Annotated in this window: 17 protein-coding genes; 5 read left to right on the top strand and 12 right to left on the bottom strand. The window is 48.9% G+C overall.

The annotated features are described in order from the left end of the window. Nucleotides 1-53 precede the first annotated feature (53 nt). The 10 genes from nrdA to XMM383_RS02560 form a co-directional block, all read right to left on the bottom strand. Nucleotides 54-2321, bottom strand: a complete 2268-nt coding sequence (gene nrdA, locus XMM383_RS02515) for a class 1a ribonucleoside-diphosphate reductase subunit alpha (protein WP_173494467.1) — start codon at nt 2319-2321, stop codon at nt 54-56. A gap of 313 nt (nt 2322-2634) precedes the next feature. Continuing rightward, entirely contained in the window at nt 2635-3588 is a 954-nt protein-coding gene (locus XMM383_RS02520; RefSeq protein ID WP_173484009.1) for a sensor histidine kinase, read from the bottom strand. Further along, nucleotides 3581-4123 carry a heme NO-binding domain-containing protein gene (locus XMM383_RS02525; RefSeq protein WP_173484010.1) on the bottom strand — a complete coding sequence of 181 codons (543 nt, stop codon included), beginning with the start codon at nt 4121-4123 and terminating at the stop codon, nt 3581-3583. The genes XMM383_RS02520 and XMM383_RS02525 overlap by 8 nt, the downstream gene beginning before the upstream one ends. Nucleotides 4124-4214: 91 nt before the next feature. Next, nucleotides 4215-5564: a Do family serine endopeptidase gene (locus XMM383_RS02530; RefSeq protein WP_173494468.1), complete on the bottom strand. Its 1350-nt coding sequence runs from the start codon at nt 5562-5564 to the stop codon at nt 4215-4217. Nucleotides 5565-5747: 183 nt separating this feature from the next. Continuing rightward, the gene (locus XMM383_RS02535; protein WP_173494469.1) at nt 5748-6965 is read right to left on the bottom strand and encodes an FAD-dependent monooxygenase; all 1218 of its coding nucleotides are present in this window, start codon (nt 6963-6965) and stop codon (nt 5748-5750) included. A gap of 20 nt (nt 6966-6985) precedes the next feature. Continuing rightward, on the bottom strand, nt 6986-8266 hold the full coding sequence (gene serS, locus XMM383_RS02540) for a serine--tRNA ligase (protein ID WP_173494470.1): 1281 nt from the start codon (nt 8264-8266) through the stop codon (nt 6986-6988). 22 nt (nt 8267-8288) lie between these two features. Next, on the bottom strand, nt 8289-8660 hold the full coding sequence (gene crcB / locus XMM383_RS02545) for a fluoride efflux transporter CrcB (protein WP_173494471.1): 372 nt from the start codon (nt 8658-8660) through the stop codon (nt 8289-8291). Beyond that, nucleotides 8660-10012, bottom strand: coding sequence for a replication-associated recombination protein A (locus XMM383_RS02550; RefSeq protein ID WP_173494472.1), 1353 nt, complete (start codon nt 10010-10012; stop codon nt 8660-8662). Before XMM383_RS02550 ends, crcB begins: the two co-directional genes overlap by 1 nt. Beyond that, the gene (gene lolA, locus XMM383_RS02555) at nt 10009-10644 is read right to left on the bottom strand and encodes an outer membrane lipoprotein chaperone LolA (RefSeq protein WP_173494473.1); all 636 of its coding nucleotides are present in this window, start codon (nt 10642-10644) and stop codon (nt 10009-10011) included. Before lolA ends, XMM383_RS02550 begins: the two co-directional genes overlap by 4 nt. A 4-nt stretch (nt 10645-10648) precedes the next feature. Beyond that, complete coding sequence (locus XMM383_RS02560) at nt 10649-13162, bottom strand: DNA translocase FtsK (RefSeq protein WP_173494474.1); 2514 nt, start codon at nt 13160-13162, stop codon at nt 10649-10651. 143 nt (nt 13163-13305) lie between these two features. Between XMM383_RS02560 and trxB the strand changes: the two genes are divergently transcribed. The 4 genes from trxB to infA all read left to right on the top strand — a co-directional run bounded on the left by trxB (nt 13306) and on the right by infA (nt 16052). Next, nucleotides 13306-14262: a thioredoxin-disulfide reductase gene (gene trxB / locus XMM383_RS02565; protein ID WP_173494475.1), complete on the top strand. Its 957-nt coding sequence runs from the start codon at nt 13306-13308 to the stop codon at nt 14260-14262. Nucleotides 14263-14266: 4 nt separating this feature from the next. Beyond that, a complete protein-coding gene (gene aat / locus XMM383_RS02570; RefSeq protein WP_173481038.1) occupies nt 14267-14980 on the top strand; it encodes a leucyl/phenylalanyl-tRNA--protein transferase in 714 nt (237 codons plus the stop codon). After that, nucleotides 14958-15683 carry an arginyltransferase gene (locus XMM383_RS02575; RefSeq protein WP_173481039.1) on the top strand — a complete coding sequence of 242 codons (726 nt, stop codon included), beginning with the start codon at nt 14958-14960 and terminating at the stop codon, nt 15681-15683. The genes aat and XMM383_RS02575 overlap by 23 nt, the downstream gene beginning before the upstream one ends. A 150-nt stretch (nt 15684-15833) precedes the next feature. Continuing rightward, nucleotides 15834-16052, top strand: a complete 219-nt coding sequence (gene infA, locus XMM383_RS02580; RefSeq protein ID WP_169450742.1) for a translation initiation factor IF-1 — start codon at nt 15834-15836, stop codon at nt 16050-16052. 24 nt (nt 16053-16076) lie between these two features. On the opposite strand, the gene clpA is transcribed toward infA, so the two are convergent. Both clpA and clpS read right to left on the bottom strand, forming a co-directional pair. Further along, a complete protein-coding gene (gene clpA / locus XMM383_RS02585) occupies nt 16077-18341 on the bottom strand; it encodes an ATP-dependent Clp protease ATP-binding subunit ClpA (RefSeq protein ID WP_173494476.1) in 2265 nt (754 codons plus the stop codon). Between the two features lie 11 nt (nt 18342-18352). Beyond that, complete coding sequence (clpS, locus tag XMM383_RS02590) at nt 18353-18709, bottom strand: ATP-dependent Clp protease adapter ClpS (protein ID WP_217362057.1); 357 nt, start codon at nt 18707-18709, stop codon at nt 18353-18355. A gap of 195 nt (nt 18710-18904) precedes the next feature. Between clpS and XMM383_RS02595 the strand changes: the two genes are divergently transcribed. Further along, complete coding sequence (locus tag XMM383_RS02595; RefSeq protein WP_173481041.1) at nt 18905-19114, top strand: cold shock domain-containing protein; 210 nt, start codon at nt 18905-18907, stop codon at nt 19112-19114. Nucleotides 19115-19133 lie beyond the last annotated feature (19 nt).

The raw sequence follows: 19133 nt of genomic DNA on the forward strand, positions 1-19133 counted from the left end.
TCTTCGTAAAAGTTTAAACGGCCGCCCGAAGTACTGGGCGGCGAACTACAGATTTAAAGTTTACAAGCGCCGCCTTCACAGCCACCCATGTCATCGTGCTGATCTTTAGCACCGTCACGAGTGTTGTGGTAGTAAAGTGTCTTAACACCGTACTTGTAGGCAGTTAGAAGATCTTTCAACAACTGCTTCATTGGTACCTTCTCACCAGGGAACTTAGCCGGGTCATAGTTGGTGTTTGCAGAGATTGATTGGTCTACGAATTTCTGCATGATGCCGACCAACTGTAGGTAGCCTTCGTTGTCTGGGATTGACCACAAGAGTTCGTAGTTATCTTTCAGCTCTAAGTACTCAGGTACGATCTGTTTCATCACACCATCTTTACTCGACTTAACCGAAACATAACCACGTGGTGGTTCAATGCCGTTGGTTGAGTTAGTTATCTGCGAAGAGGTCTCACAGGGCATCAACGCCGTAAGGGTGCTGTTACGCAGACCAAATTCACGGATATCTTCGCGAAGTGTCTCCCAGAAGTAGTTCAATGGCTCTTCGCAGAAGGTATCAACTTCACGCTTGTAGGTGTCGATTGGCAGAATACCCTGAGCGTAGGTGGTCTCGTTGAATTTCGGACAGGCACCCAGCTCTTTTGCCAAGTTGTTTGATGCCTTCAACAGGAAGTACTGAATCGCTTCAAAGGTACGGTGTACTAGGCCATTAGCACTGCCATCGGAGTAACGAACAGAGTTCTTCGCTAGGTAGTAAGCCATGTTGGTGACACCGACACCCAGAGTACGACGACCCATGGTTGCAGTGCATGCAGCTGGAACAGGGTAATCCTGGTAGTCCAACAGACTGTCTAGTGCACGAACAATCAACTCTGATAGCTCTTCTAGCTCATCTAAGTTCTCTAGTGCGCCAAGGTTGAACGCTGACAGTGTACAGAGAGCAATTTCACCGTCCGGATCATTCACCTCTTTCAAAGGCTTAGTTGGCAGCGCAATCTCAAGGCAGAGGTTGGACTGCTTAACCGGAGCCACAGTAGGATCGAACGGACTGTGCGTATTACAGTGGTCCACGTTCTGAATGTAGATACGGCCAGTCGATGCACGCTCGGATGCAAGAATACCAAACAACTCAACCGCTTTGATCGTCTGTTTGCGGATATTTGGATCCTGTTCGTACTGCTCATAGAGACGCTCAAACTCATCTTGGTCAGCAAAGAACGCATCGTACAAACCAGGTACTTCGTGTGGGCTGAACAAGGTGATATTGCCGCCTTTGATCAAACGCTGGTACATCATTCGGTTGATCTGGACACCGTAATCTAGGTGACGGACACGATTCTCTTCGACACCACGGTTGTTCTTAAGAACCAACAGTGACTCCACTTCCAAGTGCCAGATTGGGTAGAACAGAGTCGCAGCACCCCCTCGCACACCCCCTTGTGAACAGCTTTTAACCGCTGTTTGGAAGTGTTTGTAGAAAGGAATACATCCAGTGTGGAAAGCTTCACCCTGACGGATTGGGCTACCTAGGGCACGGATGCTACCGGCATTGATACCGATACCCGCACGCTGTGATACGTATTTAACGATCGAAGAGGCTGTCGCGTTGATTGAATCCAGACTGTCACCCGTTTCAATCAATACACAAGAGCTGAACTGACGGGTCGGTGTACGAACGCCCGCCATAATCGGCGTCGGTAGCGACAGTTTAAACAGAGAACAGGCATCGTAGAAACGTTTTACATAGCCCAAACGCGTCTCTTGTGGGTATTTAGAGAAGAGACAAGCGGCTACCAACATGTAGAGCTGCTGTGGGCTCTCGTAAATCTTACCCGTAACACGGTTTTGTAGAAGGTATTTACCCTCTAGCTGCTTAACGGCCGCGTAGCTGAAGTTCATGTCGCGATCATGAGCAAGGTAGTCATTCAGCTCATTGAATTCCGCTTCAGTGTAGTCTTCTAAAAGGTGCTTATCGTAACGACCGTCATTCACCATGGCTTGGACATGGGCAAATAGGTGGGGTGGTTCGAATTCACCGAACGCTTTCTTGCGTAAGTGGAAGATCGCAAGGCGCGCAGCAAGGTATTGGTAATCAGGCGCCTCTTCTGAAATAAGATCGGCAGCCGCTTTGATTAGGGTCTCATGGATGTCTGATGTTGAGATACCCTCAAAGAATTGCATGTTGGCACTCAGCTCTACTTGAGAGACAGACACAGTCTTTAGACCGGTTGCAGCCCAAGTCACAACTTTGTGGATCTTCTCTAGATCCAGTGACTCTTGGCTACCATCGCGTTTTGTGACCTTTAAACCCTGTTGCATAACGACATTCCACTTCTTAGTCGGTGTTATTATTCGTGCTGCCTGAGGGTGCTGATTGCTACTTCACACAACACTATATCTTGTGGTTGTCTATCCAACATAAATCACTACATATAGTTATTCGACAAACAACAGACACTAAATATAGTGATCTAGACGAACTTTGCAATAGCAAATATGCGTCAAAAATTTCTTGACTTATTGGGCAAGGGGCGAAGATTCAGCTGTGGTGCGGGCTAGAAGAAAATAGATAATTTCGTCACATTTATATGACATTTTTATGTAAAGAAATGGGTTGTTATATAAGCGGTGATTAGCGGGTTTGAATTGGCACTCTTAGCGTGAAAGTTGTGCCCTTATTTGGTGCGGAATCAACCAAAAGCTCACCCTGATGATGGCTAATAATGCCATAGGAGATGGATAGACCCAGCCCCGTACCTTTACCAATATCCTTTGTTGTGTAGAAGGGTTCAAAAATACGTTGCTGTATCTCTTTGGTCATCCCTTTACCGTTATCGGCTATCGATATCTCAACCCAGCCTTGGTTCTCTTTGGACGTGATCTCTAAGGTTGGTTCACGCTGACCCTCAAGCGCTTGTGCTGCATTAACAAGAATATTTAAAAGGACCTGATTGATCTCACCGGGGTTACAGAGCACTGGAGGAATCTCTTCAAGAGAGAGGTTGACCCGCGTGTTGGCACTGATCTGGTTGTTAATCAATTTAAGGGTACTTCGAATTCCCTCATTAAGATCGGCTTCTGTTCTAACCTGAGCATCCATTCGAGCAAAGCTTCTTAAGTTGCGAACGATCTCCTTCACCCTCTGGACACCGTCATTGGTATCAGAAACCAACTCATCTAATTCATCGGTGAAATATTCAAGATCTTCCTCTTCAAGGAACTTGAACACACGCTCAGCAAACGCAGGTCGTTCAGATTCATCTACCGCTAGAGATTCGATCAATAGAGGATAGAGTTTAGCGATGGCGTCACTGTGCTGACCCAAGGTGTCTACATTAGAGTGAACAAACGACAGCGGGTTGTTAATCTCGTGTGCCACGCCAGAGACAAGCGTACCAAGCGTAGCCAACTTTTCAGATCGAATCAGTGCATCTTGCTGCGCTTTTAACTGAACCAAAGAGGCTTCGAGCTCCTGGTTTTTTAGAAACAGCTCACGCGAACGAGTCTCCAGCACATCTTCTGCTGCAAGACGCGCTTTACGTTCTCGTTCATACGCTTGTTTGTACAGCTCTAACTCTTCAGACATTCACTTTACTTATGCTGAGTTCGCAGTGGTCAGACTCTCTGTGCATACAGATATCGTGCTCAATATTGATAGGGGTTTGATAGTAAGTGGCCGCCCCCTGGATTAACCCCTCTGCCAAAATACAGAGTTTTCGCGGCGAACGATAGTTCATTACCAGTCGATTGTTGTCACCATTGGCGCAATCAATTGTCGGAAGGTTAGCCTCTGTGTAGAGTTTTTGTACCTCTAAGTGAATCACCGGCTCGATACTTTTCAAGAAACCAAAAAGATCGCCCTCAGCTTCAACAAACATAGGGTAACGTTCCGCCAGCTTAGCAAACATGAAATCACCAAAACTGCGAATCACATCCTCTAGGGGAATATCGAGCGCCTGTTGGACTTCATGAACAATCTTAAAGAGTTCGGCATCTTCATAGGTATCCACTGAAATATAGCTACCCTCAACGCCGGCCCTATTAAGAAGCTGTTGCCAGAGAACAACACCGCCCTTTTCCACTACCATATCCTCAAGGATATTAAACACTACACCTTTCATTAATGATTTCTCTTTAAGCCCTATATGACAATTAGGTAATTAATGTGTTCAGTGTAGAACAGTTTTGAAAAGTTGCTAGGTAATCTCAGATTTATCTTAAGACCAGATAAAACATTGAGCGGCCACGCTGAAGTTGAATCAATAACTGATTAGAACTGCCAGAGAGTTCACGCTGTAGATCCTCTAGGGTTCGAACCGAACGTCGATTGATAGAGACAACAAGATCGCCAGCGACCAACCCTGCCCGAGCGGCCCGGCTTCCCTGTTCAACACTTTTGACCTGAACCCCTCTGCCACTGGTCACTGGCTCAAAGACGGCACCAGACAGTAACGGATGAAGAGCCCCCTGTTCTGGATCAGATTTAGGTTGTTGATAGGCGACGATCAGCTTGGCGGATCGCGGCTCAGCATTGCGCAGTAGTTCCAGCATTAGTTGATCCCCTTCGGCTGCAAATGCCACAGCGTTAAGAATAGTAGCCGCTGAGATCAGTGCTCTACCATCCAGTGCGGTAATGATGTCGCCGACTTGAAGACCGGCACGATCAGCAGGAGAGTCCTTAATCACCTCTGAAACGATCACACCGTTTTGCTGATCATCAAGCCCAAACGCCTGACGTAAATCAGCGGTTAGCGGTTGCACCGAAAGCCCTGCCCAGCCACGTGTCACGCGACCCTCTTCAATCAATTGATCAGCAACACGTCGTGCCATATTACTGGGGATTGCAAAGCCTATTCCGACATTTCCTCCGCTTGGCGCAATAATGGCTGTATTAATACCCAACAAGTCTCCATTCAAATCGACGAGAGCACCACCGGAGTTGCCGGGGTTGATAGAGGCGTCGGTCTGAATGAAGTTTTCATACCCCTCGATACCCAAACCTGAACGCCCTAACGCACTGACGACACCCGTTGTGATGGTCTGCCCAAGTCCAAAGGGGTTACCGATCGCCACAACAAAATCACCGACTCTGAGTGACGAGGAGTCGCGGATCGATAACTCGCTCAACCCCGTGGCATCGATATCCAATACCGCAATGTCCACTTCAGGGTCGGCCCCAATTAAACGGGCTTTAAAACTGCGCCCATCGGTAAGACCAATCTGAACCTCGTCAGCCCCTTTAATGACGTGATAGTTGGTAATGATCGTACCCTGCTCGGCATCGACAATCACACCAGAGCCGGCACTGCTCTGACTGCGGCGTTGTTGCGGAAAGGCATCTCTAGGAATGTTGAAAAAGCGTTGAAAAAAGGGGTCGTTCAACAGTGGGTTGACGATCTGACGTGTCGAGAAGGTCGAGATGTTGACGACCGCTGGATTCACCCTCTCCAACATTGGGGCAATAGACGGCAAGGATTGCCCCTGCGAGTCACTGATCGGTAGGCCAGCCTGACTCACTGAGCTGATCAAAAGAGAAAAAAACCAAACAATCGCAATCCGCATAACAGACACCTTTAATCGATATAGTTAATTAATAGGATCAGATCGTTGTTAATTCAAGCTGAAGGTGACGGATTAAAGGGGTCAGACCGAAGGTCAGACTCCATTTTAGCTCTCTGTTGGAGCGGTCTTGAAAAGGCCGCGATCGGAAGAAAATCGCCTCATCTTCGATAAGGCTCCAACCGTTTAAAACCGATCAATCCCTGAAGCGATTCTTAGCGCTTTTACGCGTGCGGGTTTGGCAGCACCTGCAATACCTAGCATTAGATTGCGTACCAATTTGAGGGGCTTTTTCTGATTACTGAAGAGGCGATAGAAGAGATCCATTGATTGCATCATCAATAAATTAGCGTTGCGGCGTTTCTGTTCGTAGCGTTTAAGTACATCAACTGAGCTGATCGACTCATTTCGAGACAGCGCATCATGAATTACCTCTGAAAACGCAACGACATCCTGAAATCCTAAATTAACCCCCTGACCGGCTAATGGATTGATCTGATGTGCAGCATCACCCAATAGTGCGACGCCCTCTTCTACATAACGCTGGGCATGCAGACGGCGCAGCGGAAAGCTAGCTCTTGCTTGAATCGATTTGATGCCACCCAATCGATCAGGAAAATTAGCTTCGATGGTCGTTTTAAGTTGATCAAACTCCATCGACATCAACTGCTGTACCCGCTCAGGCGCGTCATACCAAACCAAGGATGCATTCGATCCTGGCAGAGGCAGTAGCGCTCTTGGGCCTGACGGGTGGAACTGCTGCCAAGTGATATCTTGTTGCGGCAATAGCGTCTCAACGTTAATGACCATGGCCATCTGCTCGTAGTCCCACTGATGCGCACCTAATGCAGCAGCATCACGCACCATTGACTGTCCACCATCAGCGGCTATCACCAGAGGAGTCATTAACGACTTACCCGAATCGAGTTCAATGATGGTCGATGCCGCCGAGTAGTCGATCCGCTCGACCCCGTCAGTGATTAAACTGATATTACTCTGGCCACTCAATTGATCTAATAACGCCCGTTGAACCAGACGGTTCTCAACTATGTAGCCCAGCTCGGGCATCGAGATCTCTTGGGCAGAGAACTCTGTTGCTAAGTTACGTGCTGCTTGACCTGCTAGACCTGGCGCATCTTCGTCCATCTCCCAGACACGCATGCGCTGATAGGGACAAGCTCGCCAAGAGAGAATAGGCTGCCAAGCACCTAATTGATCCAACAGTTCGATAGAGGCTGGACTTAAAGCAGAGACGCGCAAGTCCATCGGTTGATCTGCACTGAAGGCCTCAGGCAGAGAGCGCTCTAATAGCGCTATATTAAGTTGGGTATCGGCTAGAGACAGAGCCACCGCAGCACCGACCATGCCGCCGCCAACGATGACTAGATCAAATCTACCTTCCATCTCTAACCTACCCGATTCGATTAGGCGCGCAGCACCTCAGTACCACCCATGTAAGGTTTCAGTACTTCAGGAACAACTACGGAGCCATCCGCTTGTTGGTAGTTCTCAAGCACAGCGACCAGTGTACGACCGACAGCCAAACCCGAACCGTTGAGTGTGTGAAGCAGTTCAGGTTTACCCGTCTCAGGATTTCTCCAACGAGCTTGCATACGACGCGCTTGGTAGTCGGTCATATTTGAGACGGATGAGATCTCACGATACTTAGCCTGACCCGGTAACCAAACCTCGATGTCATAGGTCTTAGCGGCAGAAAAACCTAGATCACCGCCACACAGATTTACCACACGGTATGGCAGGTTCAGTGCTTGCAGAATACCCTCGGCATGCCCACACATATCTTCTAATGCGTTCCACGAAGTATCTGGCTTAACCATTTGAACCATTTCAACTTTTTCGAACTGGTGTTGGCGAATCATACCGCGTGTATCACGACCTGCTGAACCCGCTTCAGAACGGAAACATGGACTGTGACAGGCGTAAGCCATCGGCAGTGTTTCAGCATCGACAATCTCATCACGAACTAGGTTAGTCACGGGCACTTCGGCGGTTGGAATAAGGTAGTAGTGACGTTCACCGAACGGCACTTTAAATAGATCTTCCTCAAACTTAGGCAGTTGACCTGTACCTTGCAGAGACTCACTGTTGACCATGAAAGGAACATTGATCTCGGTGTATCCGTTCTTCTCAATATGAGTGTCCAGCATAAACTGCGCCAGCGCTCGGTGCAGACGTGCTAGAGGCCCTTTGATCACCGCAAAACGAGAGCCTGTTAATTTAGCGGCTACTTCAAAATCCAGACCGCCTAAGCCCTCACCTAGAGAGACATGATCTTGAACATCAAAATCGAATGAACCTGGCTCACCCCAAACACGCACTTCAACGTTATCATCTTCGCTCTCACCCGCAGGTACAGATGCGTCGGGCAGGTTCGGAGTACTCAGCAGGATATCATCCAACTTAGCTTGTACTTCGTTTAGTTTCTCTTTGGATTGATCGAGCTTAGCGCCAAGCTCGCCGACTTCAGCCAACAGCGGTGCGATATCTTGCCCCTGTGCTTTTGCTTGGCCGATCGACTTGGAACGGGTGTTACGCTCCTGCTGAAGGTTCTCTGTCTCAACTTGGATCTGTTTACGCTCCTGCTCTAGGGCATTAAATGCCGCTAGCGGAAACTCGTAACCTTTCTTTTTAAGCTGTTCAGCAATAGCCTCTGCGTTCTCACGAACCTGGCGTGGATCTAACATCGATCAAATATCCTTACAAAATTTAAAGCAGTCGAGTAAACCAAATGGCAGCAGAAAGTGCTGCGACTGATAATACGACGGACAATAGTACATAAAAGATGGCTGCCGTTACATGACCTTCGTTAATCAACGTAACAGTTTCCAGCGAAAATGTAGAAAAAGTGGTGAAAGCTCCCAAAAAACCGGTCATTAACAGCGGGCGCATCTCAGGTGGCAACTTAGCTCGCTCCATCACTAAAACAAACAGCACCCCCATTAACAAGGAGCCAACAACGTTAGCCGTTAGGGTACCTACCGGTAACTTTTGATCAGCACTGTTAAGCCAACCACTCAACCAATAACGAGCCATCGCCCCCAGAGCACCCCCTAAAGCAACACTTAACAGATGGATCATCAACTACTCTCCTTAGGGTAACGCTTAGTCGGACTGGCTTGATCAGCCGCTTGTAAGCGACGCATCTTCTCACTCAATTTAATCTCTAAACCACGCTCTTCAGGATGATAGTAGGAGCGATCCGCTATCTCCTGTGGCAGGTAGGCTTCACCGGCTGCATAGGCGTTAGGTTCATTGTGAGCGTAGCGATACCCTTCACCAAATCCCTGCTCTTTCATTAATCGGGTCGGCGCGTTACGCAAGTGCTCTGGAACCTCGTAACTTGGATCTTTAGCCACATCAGCCAAGCACTGATTAAACGCCTGATAGACAGCATTACTCTTGGGCGCCAACGCACAGTAGATAGCGGCCTGAGCAATGGCTCGCTCACCCTCGGCTGGTCCGACTCGCTCAAAGGCATCCCAAGCACTCAATACCACCTGCATCGCCCTGGGATCGGCATTACCGATATCCTCTGAGGCGATGGCGACTAAGCGGCGCGCAATGTAGAGAGGATCGCAACCCGCATCCAACATACGACAGTACCAGTAGAGCGCACCATCTGAACTGGAGCCCCTCACCGACTTGTGAAAGGCTGAAATCTGGTCATAAAAGAGATCACCGCCCTTATCATAGCGGCGCACCCCTGCAGCAAGCACTTCGGATAGCGCTGCGATCGACACGTACTCTTTACCTTCGACTGTTTCAGAGAGATCCGCAGCGATTTCAAGCAGGTTTAATGCTCGACGCGCATCACCATCAGCTGCTTGAGCCAGAGCCGCTAAAGCACCCTCTTCAAAGGTCAGATCACGATCCCCTAATCCTCTAGGGCTATTAAGAGTCTGTTCTAGCAACGATTCTAAAGTCTCTGCCGTTAACGCTTTTAACGGATAGACGCGGGCACGCGACAGCAAGGCATTATTCAATTCAAACGAGGGGTTCTCGGTTGTGGCACCAATAAAGATCAGCGTCCCCTCCTCAACATAGGGGAGGAAAGCATCCTGCTGAGACTTATTGAAACGATGAACTTCATCAACAAAGAGGATCGACTGACGACCACTCTGCTGGCGTAACATCTTGGCCCGTTCAACCGCTGCACGGACCTCTTTGACGCCATCCATAACAGCTGAGATAGAGATAAACTCAGCGTCTACATAGTGCGCAATCAGTCTGGCTAGTGTCGTTTTGCCAACACCAGGTGGACCCCACAGAATCAGCGAGTGGATTGACCCCTGTTCGAGTTGGCGTCGCAACGCCTTGCCCTCAGAGAAGAGGTGCTCTTGCCCACGATACTCTTCGAGGGACCTCGGGCGCATGCGAGACGCTAACGGTTCATAAGCCGTTACTGGAGCGTCTTCGAATAGATCGCTCATCCGTTTTGATCCATCAGGATCACATCAACCGATGCTGGAGGCACGAAGCGAAACATCGTCTGATCAAAAGCAGCCGGAAAACTCTGTTCACTCAAGATAATGAGGGAACGCTGACCTAGCCCATCTTGTATCAACAGTTCGGCGAGTAGATCGCCACTAAAGAGTAGACGTAGGGATTGGAACTCCGCACTCCCTTCCTCTTTTGGCGTTAACTCGAACAGACTGTTCCCGGCGCCAGCCTCAATCTGCTGAACATTAAAATAGCGATTCAACTGTTCAACATCACCACCCAATACGCGAGCCGGGGTCATCACTTCGCCCTCGCCCAATGGGCGTTGAGTCGCCTGCTCTAAATCAGGATCATAGACCCACAACCATTGGCCATCACTGATGATGGTTTGTGGAAAGGGGCTCACTGTCTCCCAACGAAAACGATCAACCCCTTCGATCCACAAGCGGCCAGAGGCATTTTCAGACTTTAAATTATCATCACCTAAGGTGTACTGCTGAAAGGCAGCAGAGAGCCTAGCGTGAGACTGAAGCAGTGCTGATAGCTGATCAGCCGTTTCGGCCCAGGCCATCATCGGCAGCGACAATAGCAGGAACAGTGCGGTTTTAGTGAATCTCAACATCTCGTTAATCCCTTGGGCCAGCCGGTGCCATAACCTCTCGTTGACCGTTCGATCCTGGTGGCGAGACAACACCGGCCGCCTCCATCGTTTCGATCATTCTAGCTGCACGGTTGTAACCAATTTTTAGCTTGCGCTGCACGGATGAGATAGACGCTTTACGAGTTTCTAAGACAAACGCGACCGCCTCGTCATAGAGTGGGTCGGCTTCATCGTCAAACAGGCCACCGCCACCGCCAGCTGCAGCACCACCCTCTGCTTCACCGTTTAGGATGGCATCGATAAATTCAGGTTCACCCAGCGCCTTCCACGCTTCAACCACACGGTGTACTTCATCATCACTCACAAACGCACCGTGAACACGATTTGGCACACTGGTACCGGCAGGCAGGTAGAGCATATCGCCGTTACCCAATAGGTTCTCAGCGCCCGACTGATCGAGAATGGTTCTAGAGTCAATTTTAGAAGAGACCTGAAAACCGATGCGGGTCGGGACGTTGGCTTTAATCAAGCCGGTAATCACATCAACCGATGGACGCTGCGTCGCAAGAATCAAGTGAATACCAGCAGCACGGGCTTTTTGTGCAATACGCGCAATCAACTCTTCCACTTTTTTACCGACAATCATCATCATGTCGGCGAACTCATCAATCACCACCACAATGTAAGGGAGTGGCTGCAGTTCCGGCGCAGGGTCTGTCGGTGAAAGCCCCTGCTCCATAGGATTCCATAGAGGATCCCTCAAAGGCTGACCGGCAGCGGCCGCTTCACGAACCTTATCATTGAACCCAGCAATATTTCGTACACCCACTTTCGCCATTAGACGGTAACGATCTTCCATCTCAGCCACACACCAACGTAGACCACCGGCTGCCTCTTTCATATCGGTAATCACCGGTGTTAACAGGTGTGGAATGCCATCATAAATAGAGAGCTCAAGCATTTTAGGGTCGACCAGCATTAAACGAAGCTCTTCGGGTGTCGCCTTATAGAGCAGACTCAGAAGCATAGCGTTTACGCCGACCGACTTACCTGAACCGGTAGTACCTGCTACAAGCAAGTGTGGCATTTTGGCAAGGTTGGCCACAACAGGGTTGCCTGCGATGTCATTACCCAGCGCTAGAGTCAATTTAGAGGATGCACCCAGATAGGGTTTAGAGTTAAGCACCTCAGAGAGACGCACCATCTGACGAGAATGGTTAGGTATCTCAATACCCATCACCGACTTACCGGGAATCACTTCAACGACACGCACGGCACTGACGGCCATTGAACGTGCCAAATCTTTGGCCAGATTTGAAATTTTGCTGGCTTTAACACCAGGAGCTGGTTGAATCTCAAAACGAGTGATCACTGGGCCTGGATTGACCTCAACCACTTCAGCGACGACCCCAAAGTCATTCAACTTCTGCTCAAGAAGACGAGAGAGATGCTCCACCTCCTCTTCCGTATAGCCCTGATCGGTCTGTATCTCTGGTGGATCGAGCAGATCAAGACTCGGAATTTTCACCTTAGGCTTCACAGCGGCTTTGGGTTTCACCGGCTCAGCATCATCATCGCTATCTAAGGGTTTATGAGTCTCAGAGAGGGGCACGATTTTCGGTGTTCGCTTCTCAGCATCCTCGCGGTTAGCATCGTCAAAAACCGATTTCGACGCAGGCTTATCCTCCGCACCGTCTGACTTAGCCTCAGAACCCACAGACAGATCACCAACGGTCTTGATCTCAAGCGGTTTAGAACGCGAAGAGTCAAACGAAGGCTCTCCGAAATCGACCACCGGGAGGGATTCCATGCTACCTGGCTCAACGTCAAAATCAGGCTCTACCCGTTGCATCGCTGCTCTTTTTGCAACACGAACTTCCATAGGGCGCTCAGAGACTGTCGCTTTTTGAGTCTCCTCTTCGCTCTTCGCAAAAAGACTCTGCCAGAGCGTCTCTAACCCACCACCGATAGAATCCAATACCTGACGCCAGCTTGAGTCAACATAGAGTGTTAGGCCGATTAACAGAGCAATCCACAATACGACGGTGGCACCGGCTACATTCAACCAACGAACCGCAAAATCACCCAGCGCTTGACCGGAAATCCCACCAGCGGAGAAAGGCAACCCAAGATCCGCATTGCTAATGTGAATTGAGGCTAGACAAGAGGCCGAAAGAACAAATAACAGCGCACCTAGGGTTCGCATTACCACAAAGGGCAACATATCTAGGGTGCCAATGTAGCGACGACGCAACCAACGGTAGGCAGGGACAACCAAAATAAAGGGAATAACAAACGCAACTACCCCAAACCAAGAGACCGAGTAGTCTGCAATCCATGCACCGAACCAGCCGGCCCAGTTGCTAATTTCTGATTGATACCCTTGATGTGACCAACCCGAATCACGCGTGTCGTAACTGATCAAACTCAGCATAAACAGCAGGTTTAAACCGATCAGTAACACCAGCAAGGTTTCGCGAACCACACGGTTCAACTGGGTGGTTAGCGTCAATGTTGACAGCGATTGATTACTACTCAAAAAAATACCCTTAATTCAATCAACTTTATGCTGTGGGAAAATACCATAAAGTGGTAGGTTAGGTCTTGTGATTGAAAAAAAGGGATTCACCCCCATAAACCCTTTAGACCCATTTTTATGACATCTTATTTGGAAACATTTCTATGAGTGACGGTAAACACCACAGTCTTATCATTCTTGGTTCTGGCCCTGCCGGATACACTGCTGCTGTCTACGCAGCTCGCGCCAACCTAAATCCGGTTGTTATCACGGGTATGCAAGCGGGCGGTCAGCTAACCACAACCACCGATGTCGACAACTGGCCAGGTGATGCTGAGGGTGTTCAAGGTCCTGAATTGATGCAGCGCATGCAAGCGCACGCCGAACGCTTCAACACCGAAATCATCTACGACCACATCAATAAAGCTGAATTGACGGAGCGTCCATTCCGTCTAACCGGTGATACTGGCGTCTACACTTGTGATGCTCTGATCATTGCAACCGGCGCCTCCGCTCAATACCTCGGTTTGGACTCTGAAGAGGCGTTTAAAGGCAAAGGGGTAAGCGCCTGTGCAACCTGTGACGGTTTCTTCTACCGCAATCAAAAGGTAGTGGTTGTGGGTGGTGGTAACACGGCCGTGGAAGAGGCACTCTATCTCTCGAACATCGCGAAAGAGGTGGTCCTTGTTCACCGTCGCGATACCTTGCGCTCTGAAAAGATCCTGCAAGATAAGATTTTTGAACGTGCCGAGAATGGCAACATCACTCTGATGTGGAACAATCAACTCGATGAAGTGCTGGGCGACGATATGGGTGTAACCGGAATTCGCGTGAAAAGTACCGAAACTGGTGAGACTCAAGAGATTGACGCTCAAGGTGTCTTCATTGCAATCGGCCACAAACCCAACACTGAACTCTTTGACGGCCAGCTGGATATGCAACATGGCTACCTTAAAATCAAAACAGGTCTTGAAGGTAACGCCACTCAAACCAGTATTGAAGGGGTATTCGCAGCCGGTGACGTCGCTGACCACTCATACCGTCAAGCGATCACCTCAGCTGGTTTTGGCTGTATGGCAGCCCTAGATGCAGAACGCTACCTTGACGATCTAGCTAAGTAATCTAATGATCCCCTGGCTCACTCCGGGAGAGCCCTATTTCCCAGACACCCGCCTCGCACTCGATGACCCAAACGGTTTGTTGGCTGCCGGCGGGGAGCTGAATGCAGCCTGGTTAGCTGCCGCCTACCCACAGGGGATATTCCCTTGGTTTAGCGAAGACGACCCGATTCTATGGTGGTCACCCTCCCCCCGCTGCGTGCTCTACCCAACACAATTCCATGAATCAAAATCGCTTAAAAAACGCCTCAGAAAAGAGCAATTCGCTGTCAGAATCGACTCTCAGTTCGAAGAGATTATTAGGCAGTGTGCTGCGCCCAGAGGTGAAGATGGCACCTGGATAAGCGAGCAGATTATTTCCGCCTACACCGAGCTACATCATCAAGGGATCGCCCACTCTGTAGAGGTCTACCAAGATGATCAACTTGTCGGTGGTTTATACGGCATTGCGATCGGGCGACTCTTTTTTGGCGAGTCGATGTTTTCGCGTGTACCAGACGCGTCTAAAGTGGCCACTAAAATTCTTTGTGCAGAATTAGAAAAAGCGAACTATGCTGTAATTGATTGCCAGATCTACAATCCACATCTGGCCTCACTGGGTGCAGTTGAGATCGAACGGACCGAGTTTGAGCAGCTGTTAACACATTGCAAAAGGACGCCTAGCCATAATCCTTGGGCAAAGCGAAATTGGTATCCCGATGTCGAATCTGCAAACGCTTAAGTTTTTTGTCACGCCTGATCATGACTGCAGCTATATAGAGCGAGCGACAGCCAAAACTCTGTTCGTTGACCCACAAGCCCCCCTAGATAAACCGACCTACTCGCAACTGACTCAATATGGCTTCCGACGCAGTGGCACCCACGTTTACCGCCCCCATTGCGATGGCTGTGCTGCCTGTATCTCAGCGCGCATTCCGGTCGATCGTTTTAAACGCTCAAAATCTCAACGTCGCATTTGGAATAAAAACCAAGACATCTTAGTTGAGACGATCGAACCTCGTTTCGATGAAGAGATTTACGATCTCTACGCCCGTTACATCAACGCACGCCATGATGACGGTGATATGTACCCTCCCTCACAAGATCAGTTCATCAGCTTTTTAGTGGAGAGCAACCAAAGCACGCAGTTTCACCTGTACCGTGATAGTGAGGGTGAACTGCTCGCAGTCGCTGTGACTGATCAGCTCGTTGATGGTCTATCAGCGGTCTACAGCTTTTTTAGTCCTGATCATGATCAACGCAGTCTTGGCGTGTTTGCTGTTCTCTGGCAGGTGGATTACCTGAAACAGATTAACCTTCCCTACAACTACTTAGGTTACTGGGTGAAAAACTGTAAAAAGATGGCCTACAAAACACAGTATCAACCCATTGAGATCTTGCTGGATGATGTTTGGGTTGATGCCACGGACGATATGATCAAGTGATTGTCTAGCCGACCAGAGTCTACGACCTAAACTATTTCACTTTTTTAGCAATTTAGTGCAGAATACGCGACCTTCAGGTCAAGTAACGCACAAAAGCGATCAATTCCACGCTAAGCGATACTTGGTAAAGAATTCCAAAGGTAGGTATTAATGGCTAAAGAAGACGCTTTTGAAATGGAAGGAACGGTAATCGATACCCTTCCCAACACGATGTTCCGTGTAGAACTAGAGAATGGTCACGTAGTAATCGCGCACATCTCTGGCAAAATGCGTAAAAACTACATCCGTATCCTTACGGGTGACAAGGTTAAAGTTGAATTGACTCCTTACGATTTGAACAAGGGTCGTATCACTTACCGCGCTCGTTAATCGAGACCTACAAAAAAATGGCCACTATACAGTGGCCATTTTTGTTTCTGTGCTGGTTTCAAGATCGAGTTCACCTTCAGGGTTCACTACAATCTCAACGGATCCGCCCTCTTCCGACAGTTCACCAAACAGGATCTTCTCGGCCAACGGCTTTTTGATCTTCTCTTGAATTAGGCGACGCATTGGACGCGCACCCATCTTCTCATCATAGCCATGCTCGGCCAGCCAATCGCAGGCTTCATCACTGGCATTAATACTGACCTTTTTATCGTCTAGCTGAACCTGTAGCTCCATAAGGAACTTATCAACCACACCACGCACGATCTCTCTCGTCAGCGCTTTGAACTGAACGATAGAGTCCAAACGGTTACGGAATTCAGGTGTAAAGAGTCGTTTAATCGCCTCCATACCGTCACTGCTGTGGTCTTGTTTAGCAAAACCAAAGCTGGCACGTCCCATATCCTCAGCACCGGCATTGGTGGTCATGATCAGAATCACGTTACGGAAATCAGCTTTACGACCGTTGTTGTCGGTCAAGGTACCGTTGTCCATCACCTGCAACAGTAGGTTAAAGACTTCGGGGTGAGCTTTCTCTATCTCATCAAGCAGCACAACAGCGTGCGGTGATTTAGTCACCGCCTCGGTCAACAGACCCCCCTGGTCAAAACCAACGTACCCTGGTGGCGCACCGATCAATCGGGAGACAGTATGACGCTCCATGTATTCCGACATATCAAAACGAATCAGCTCAATACCTAAAATACGAGCCAGTTGCGATGTCACCTCGGTTTTACCCACACCTGTTGGCCCGGCAAATAAGAAGCTACCGACCGGCTTGTTGGGCTCTTTAAGTCCAGCACGTGATAGCTTGATTGCCGCCGACAGGTTATCGATCGCTTCATCCTGACCCAAAACAACCATTTTCAAATTGGTATCAAGCTTAGCCAGTTGTTGCTTGTCAGAAGCTGAAACCGACTTAGGCGGGATTCGAGCGATCTTAGCGACAATCGTCTCGATTTCGGGCACATCAATCGCTTCAACTCGATCCTCTTCAGGAATGAGTCGCTGATAAGCACCCGCCTCATCGATGACATCGATCGCCTTGTCTGGAAGATGCTTCTCATTGATGTAACGATCCGCCATTTCAGCCGCCGACTTCAGGGCAGCATCGGTGTAACGTATCTCGTGATGCTCTTCAAAGCGTGATCGAAGACCTTTCAAAATTTGGTAGGTATCTTCGACACTAGGCTCTAACACGTCCACTTTTTGGAAACGGCGTGCCAAGGCGCGATCTTTCTCAAAAATGCCGCGGAACTCTTGGAAAGTCGTTGATCCAATACAGCGCAACTGACCTGAGCTTAATAGAGGCTTGAGCAGATTACTGGCATCCATAGAGCCACCCGAAGTGGCGCCGGCGCCAATAATGGTGTGAATCTCATCAATGAACAGAATCGCTTCGCGCTGATCTTTGATCTCGTTTAGCAGTGACTTAAGGCGTTTTTCAAAGTCGCCACGATACTTCGTCCCAGCAACCAGCGCACCCAAATCTAAGGAGTAGACAACTGAATTGGCAATCACATCAGGCACTTGCTCTTCAATGATTAGCTTCGCCAAACCCTCTGCAATGGCTGTCTTACCGACACCGGCCTCACCCACTAACAGCGGATTATTCTTGCGACGACGAGACAGAATCTGAACAACACGCTCAACCTCTGAGTCACGCCCCACCAGCGGGTCGATCTGACCAACCGCTGCCTGTTTGTTTAAATTGATCGCATACTTAGAGAGCGCACTCTCCTGTTTCTGCTCATCTTTCGCATCCGCTGCAGCAGACTGCTGCTCATTGTCTGACTCACTGTCCGAAACGCCATGCGATAAAAAGTTCACGACGTCCAACCGCTCTATCCCTTGCATCTTAAGGAAGTAAACAGCTTGGCTCTCTTGCTCACTGAAAATAGCAACCAGAACATTGGCGCCGGTGACCTCGGTCTTGCCCGACGACTGGACATGAAATACCGCGCGCTGAAGGACACGCTGAAAACCAAGTGTTGGCTGGGTTTCGGACGCTTCGACATTATCGGGAAGCTGAGGCGTTGTCTCTTTAAGGAAGTTGTGCAGCTGATTGACCAGTGCATCAAAGTCAGCCCCGCAGGCAGCCAGTACTTCAAACGCATGACGATTATCGATCAAGGCCAATAACAGATGTTCAACGGTCAAAAACTCGTGACGAGACGTACTGGCTGATTGAAAAGCCTGACTTAGAGTATCTTCTAACTCTCGATTCAACATAGCGAATCTCCTTATGCCTGCTCTACTTCACAGAGTAGCGGATGTTTATTGTCACGTGAATACTGATTAACTTGTGCCGCTTTTGTCTCAGCAACATCTTTAGTATAGACGCCACAGACGCCTTTGCCTTGGGTATGAACGGCCAACATCACTTGAGTGGCTTTCTCTTCGCTCATGTTAAAGAAGCCCATTAACACTTGAACCACAAACTCCATCGGCGTGTAGTCATCGTTCATGAGCAGCACTCGATAGAGCGAGGGTTGCTTCAATTCAGGTTTCGCCTCAGCCGTGGCCAATCCCGGTGGATGCTGTTGATCGTCGTCTTGATCGGACATTTCAGGCTGTGCATGACGCTTTGTAATACTCATTTTCACCAAATTAATCTAAATATAAAAAATTACCGCTTTAGAGTTTATGCATTTTTCGAAAAGCGCTTCATTACCCAGCGCCCGCTAAATACTCTTTAAGTGTAACAAACAGTCAGTGTGTTGAACCCATTACGGATCGTTCATTTAACCAGTTTACGCACTCATGTTACAGATCAGATTGCATAGGAGGATGTCATGCATAGAGGTCAGGTGAAGTGGTTCAACAACGTCAAAGGTTTTGGATTTATTCTGTGTGATCAGTTTGATCAGGAGCTTTTCGTACACTTCAGTGCTATTCAGAAAGAGGGCTATAAAACCCTTAAAGCGGGTCAAGAGGTCGTCTTTGACGCTAAACCCGTCGAGAGCGGCTACCACGCTATCAATATTCAGTTCGACGTAGCCTAAAAGGGCTCATTCTGGGACT

It is taken from the genome of Marinobacterium sp. xm-m-383, from assembly GCF_013283255.1.
Taxonomy (GTDB): domain Bacteria; phylum Pseudomonadota; class Gammaproteobacteria; order Pseudomonadales; family Balneatricaceae; genus Marinobacterium_E.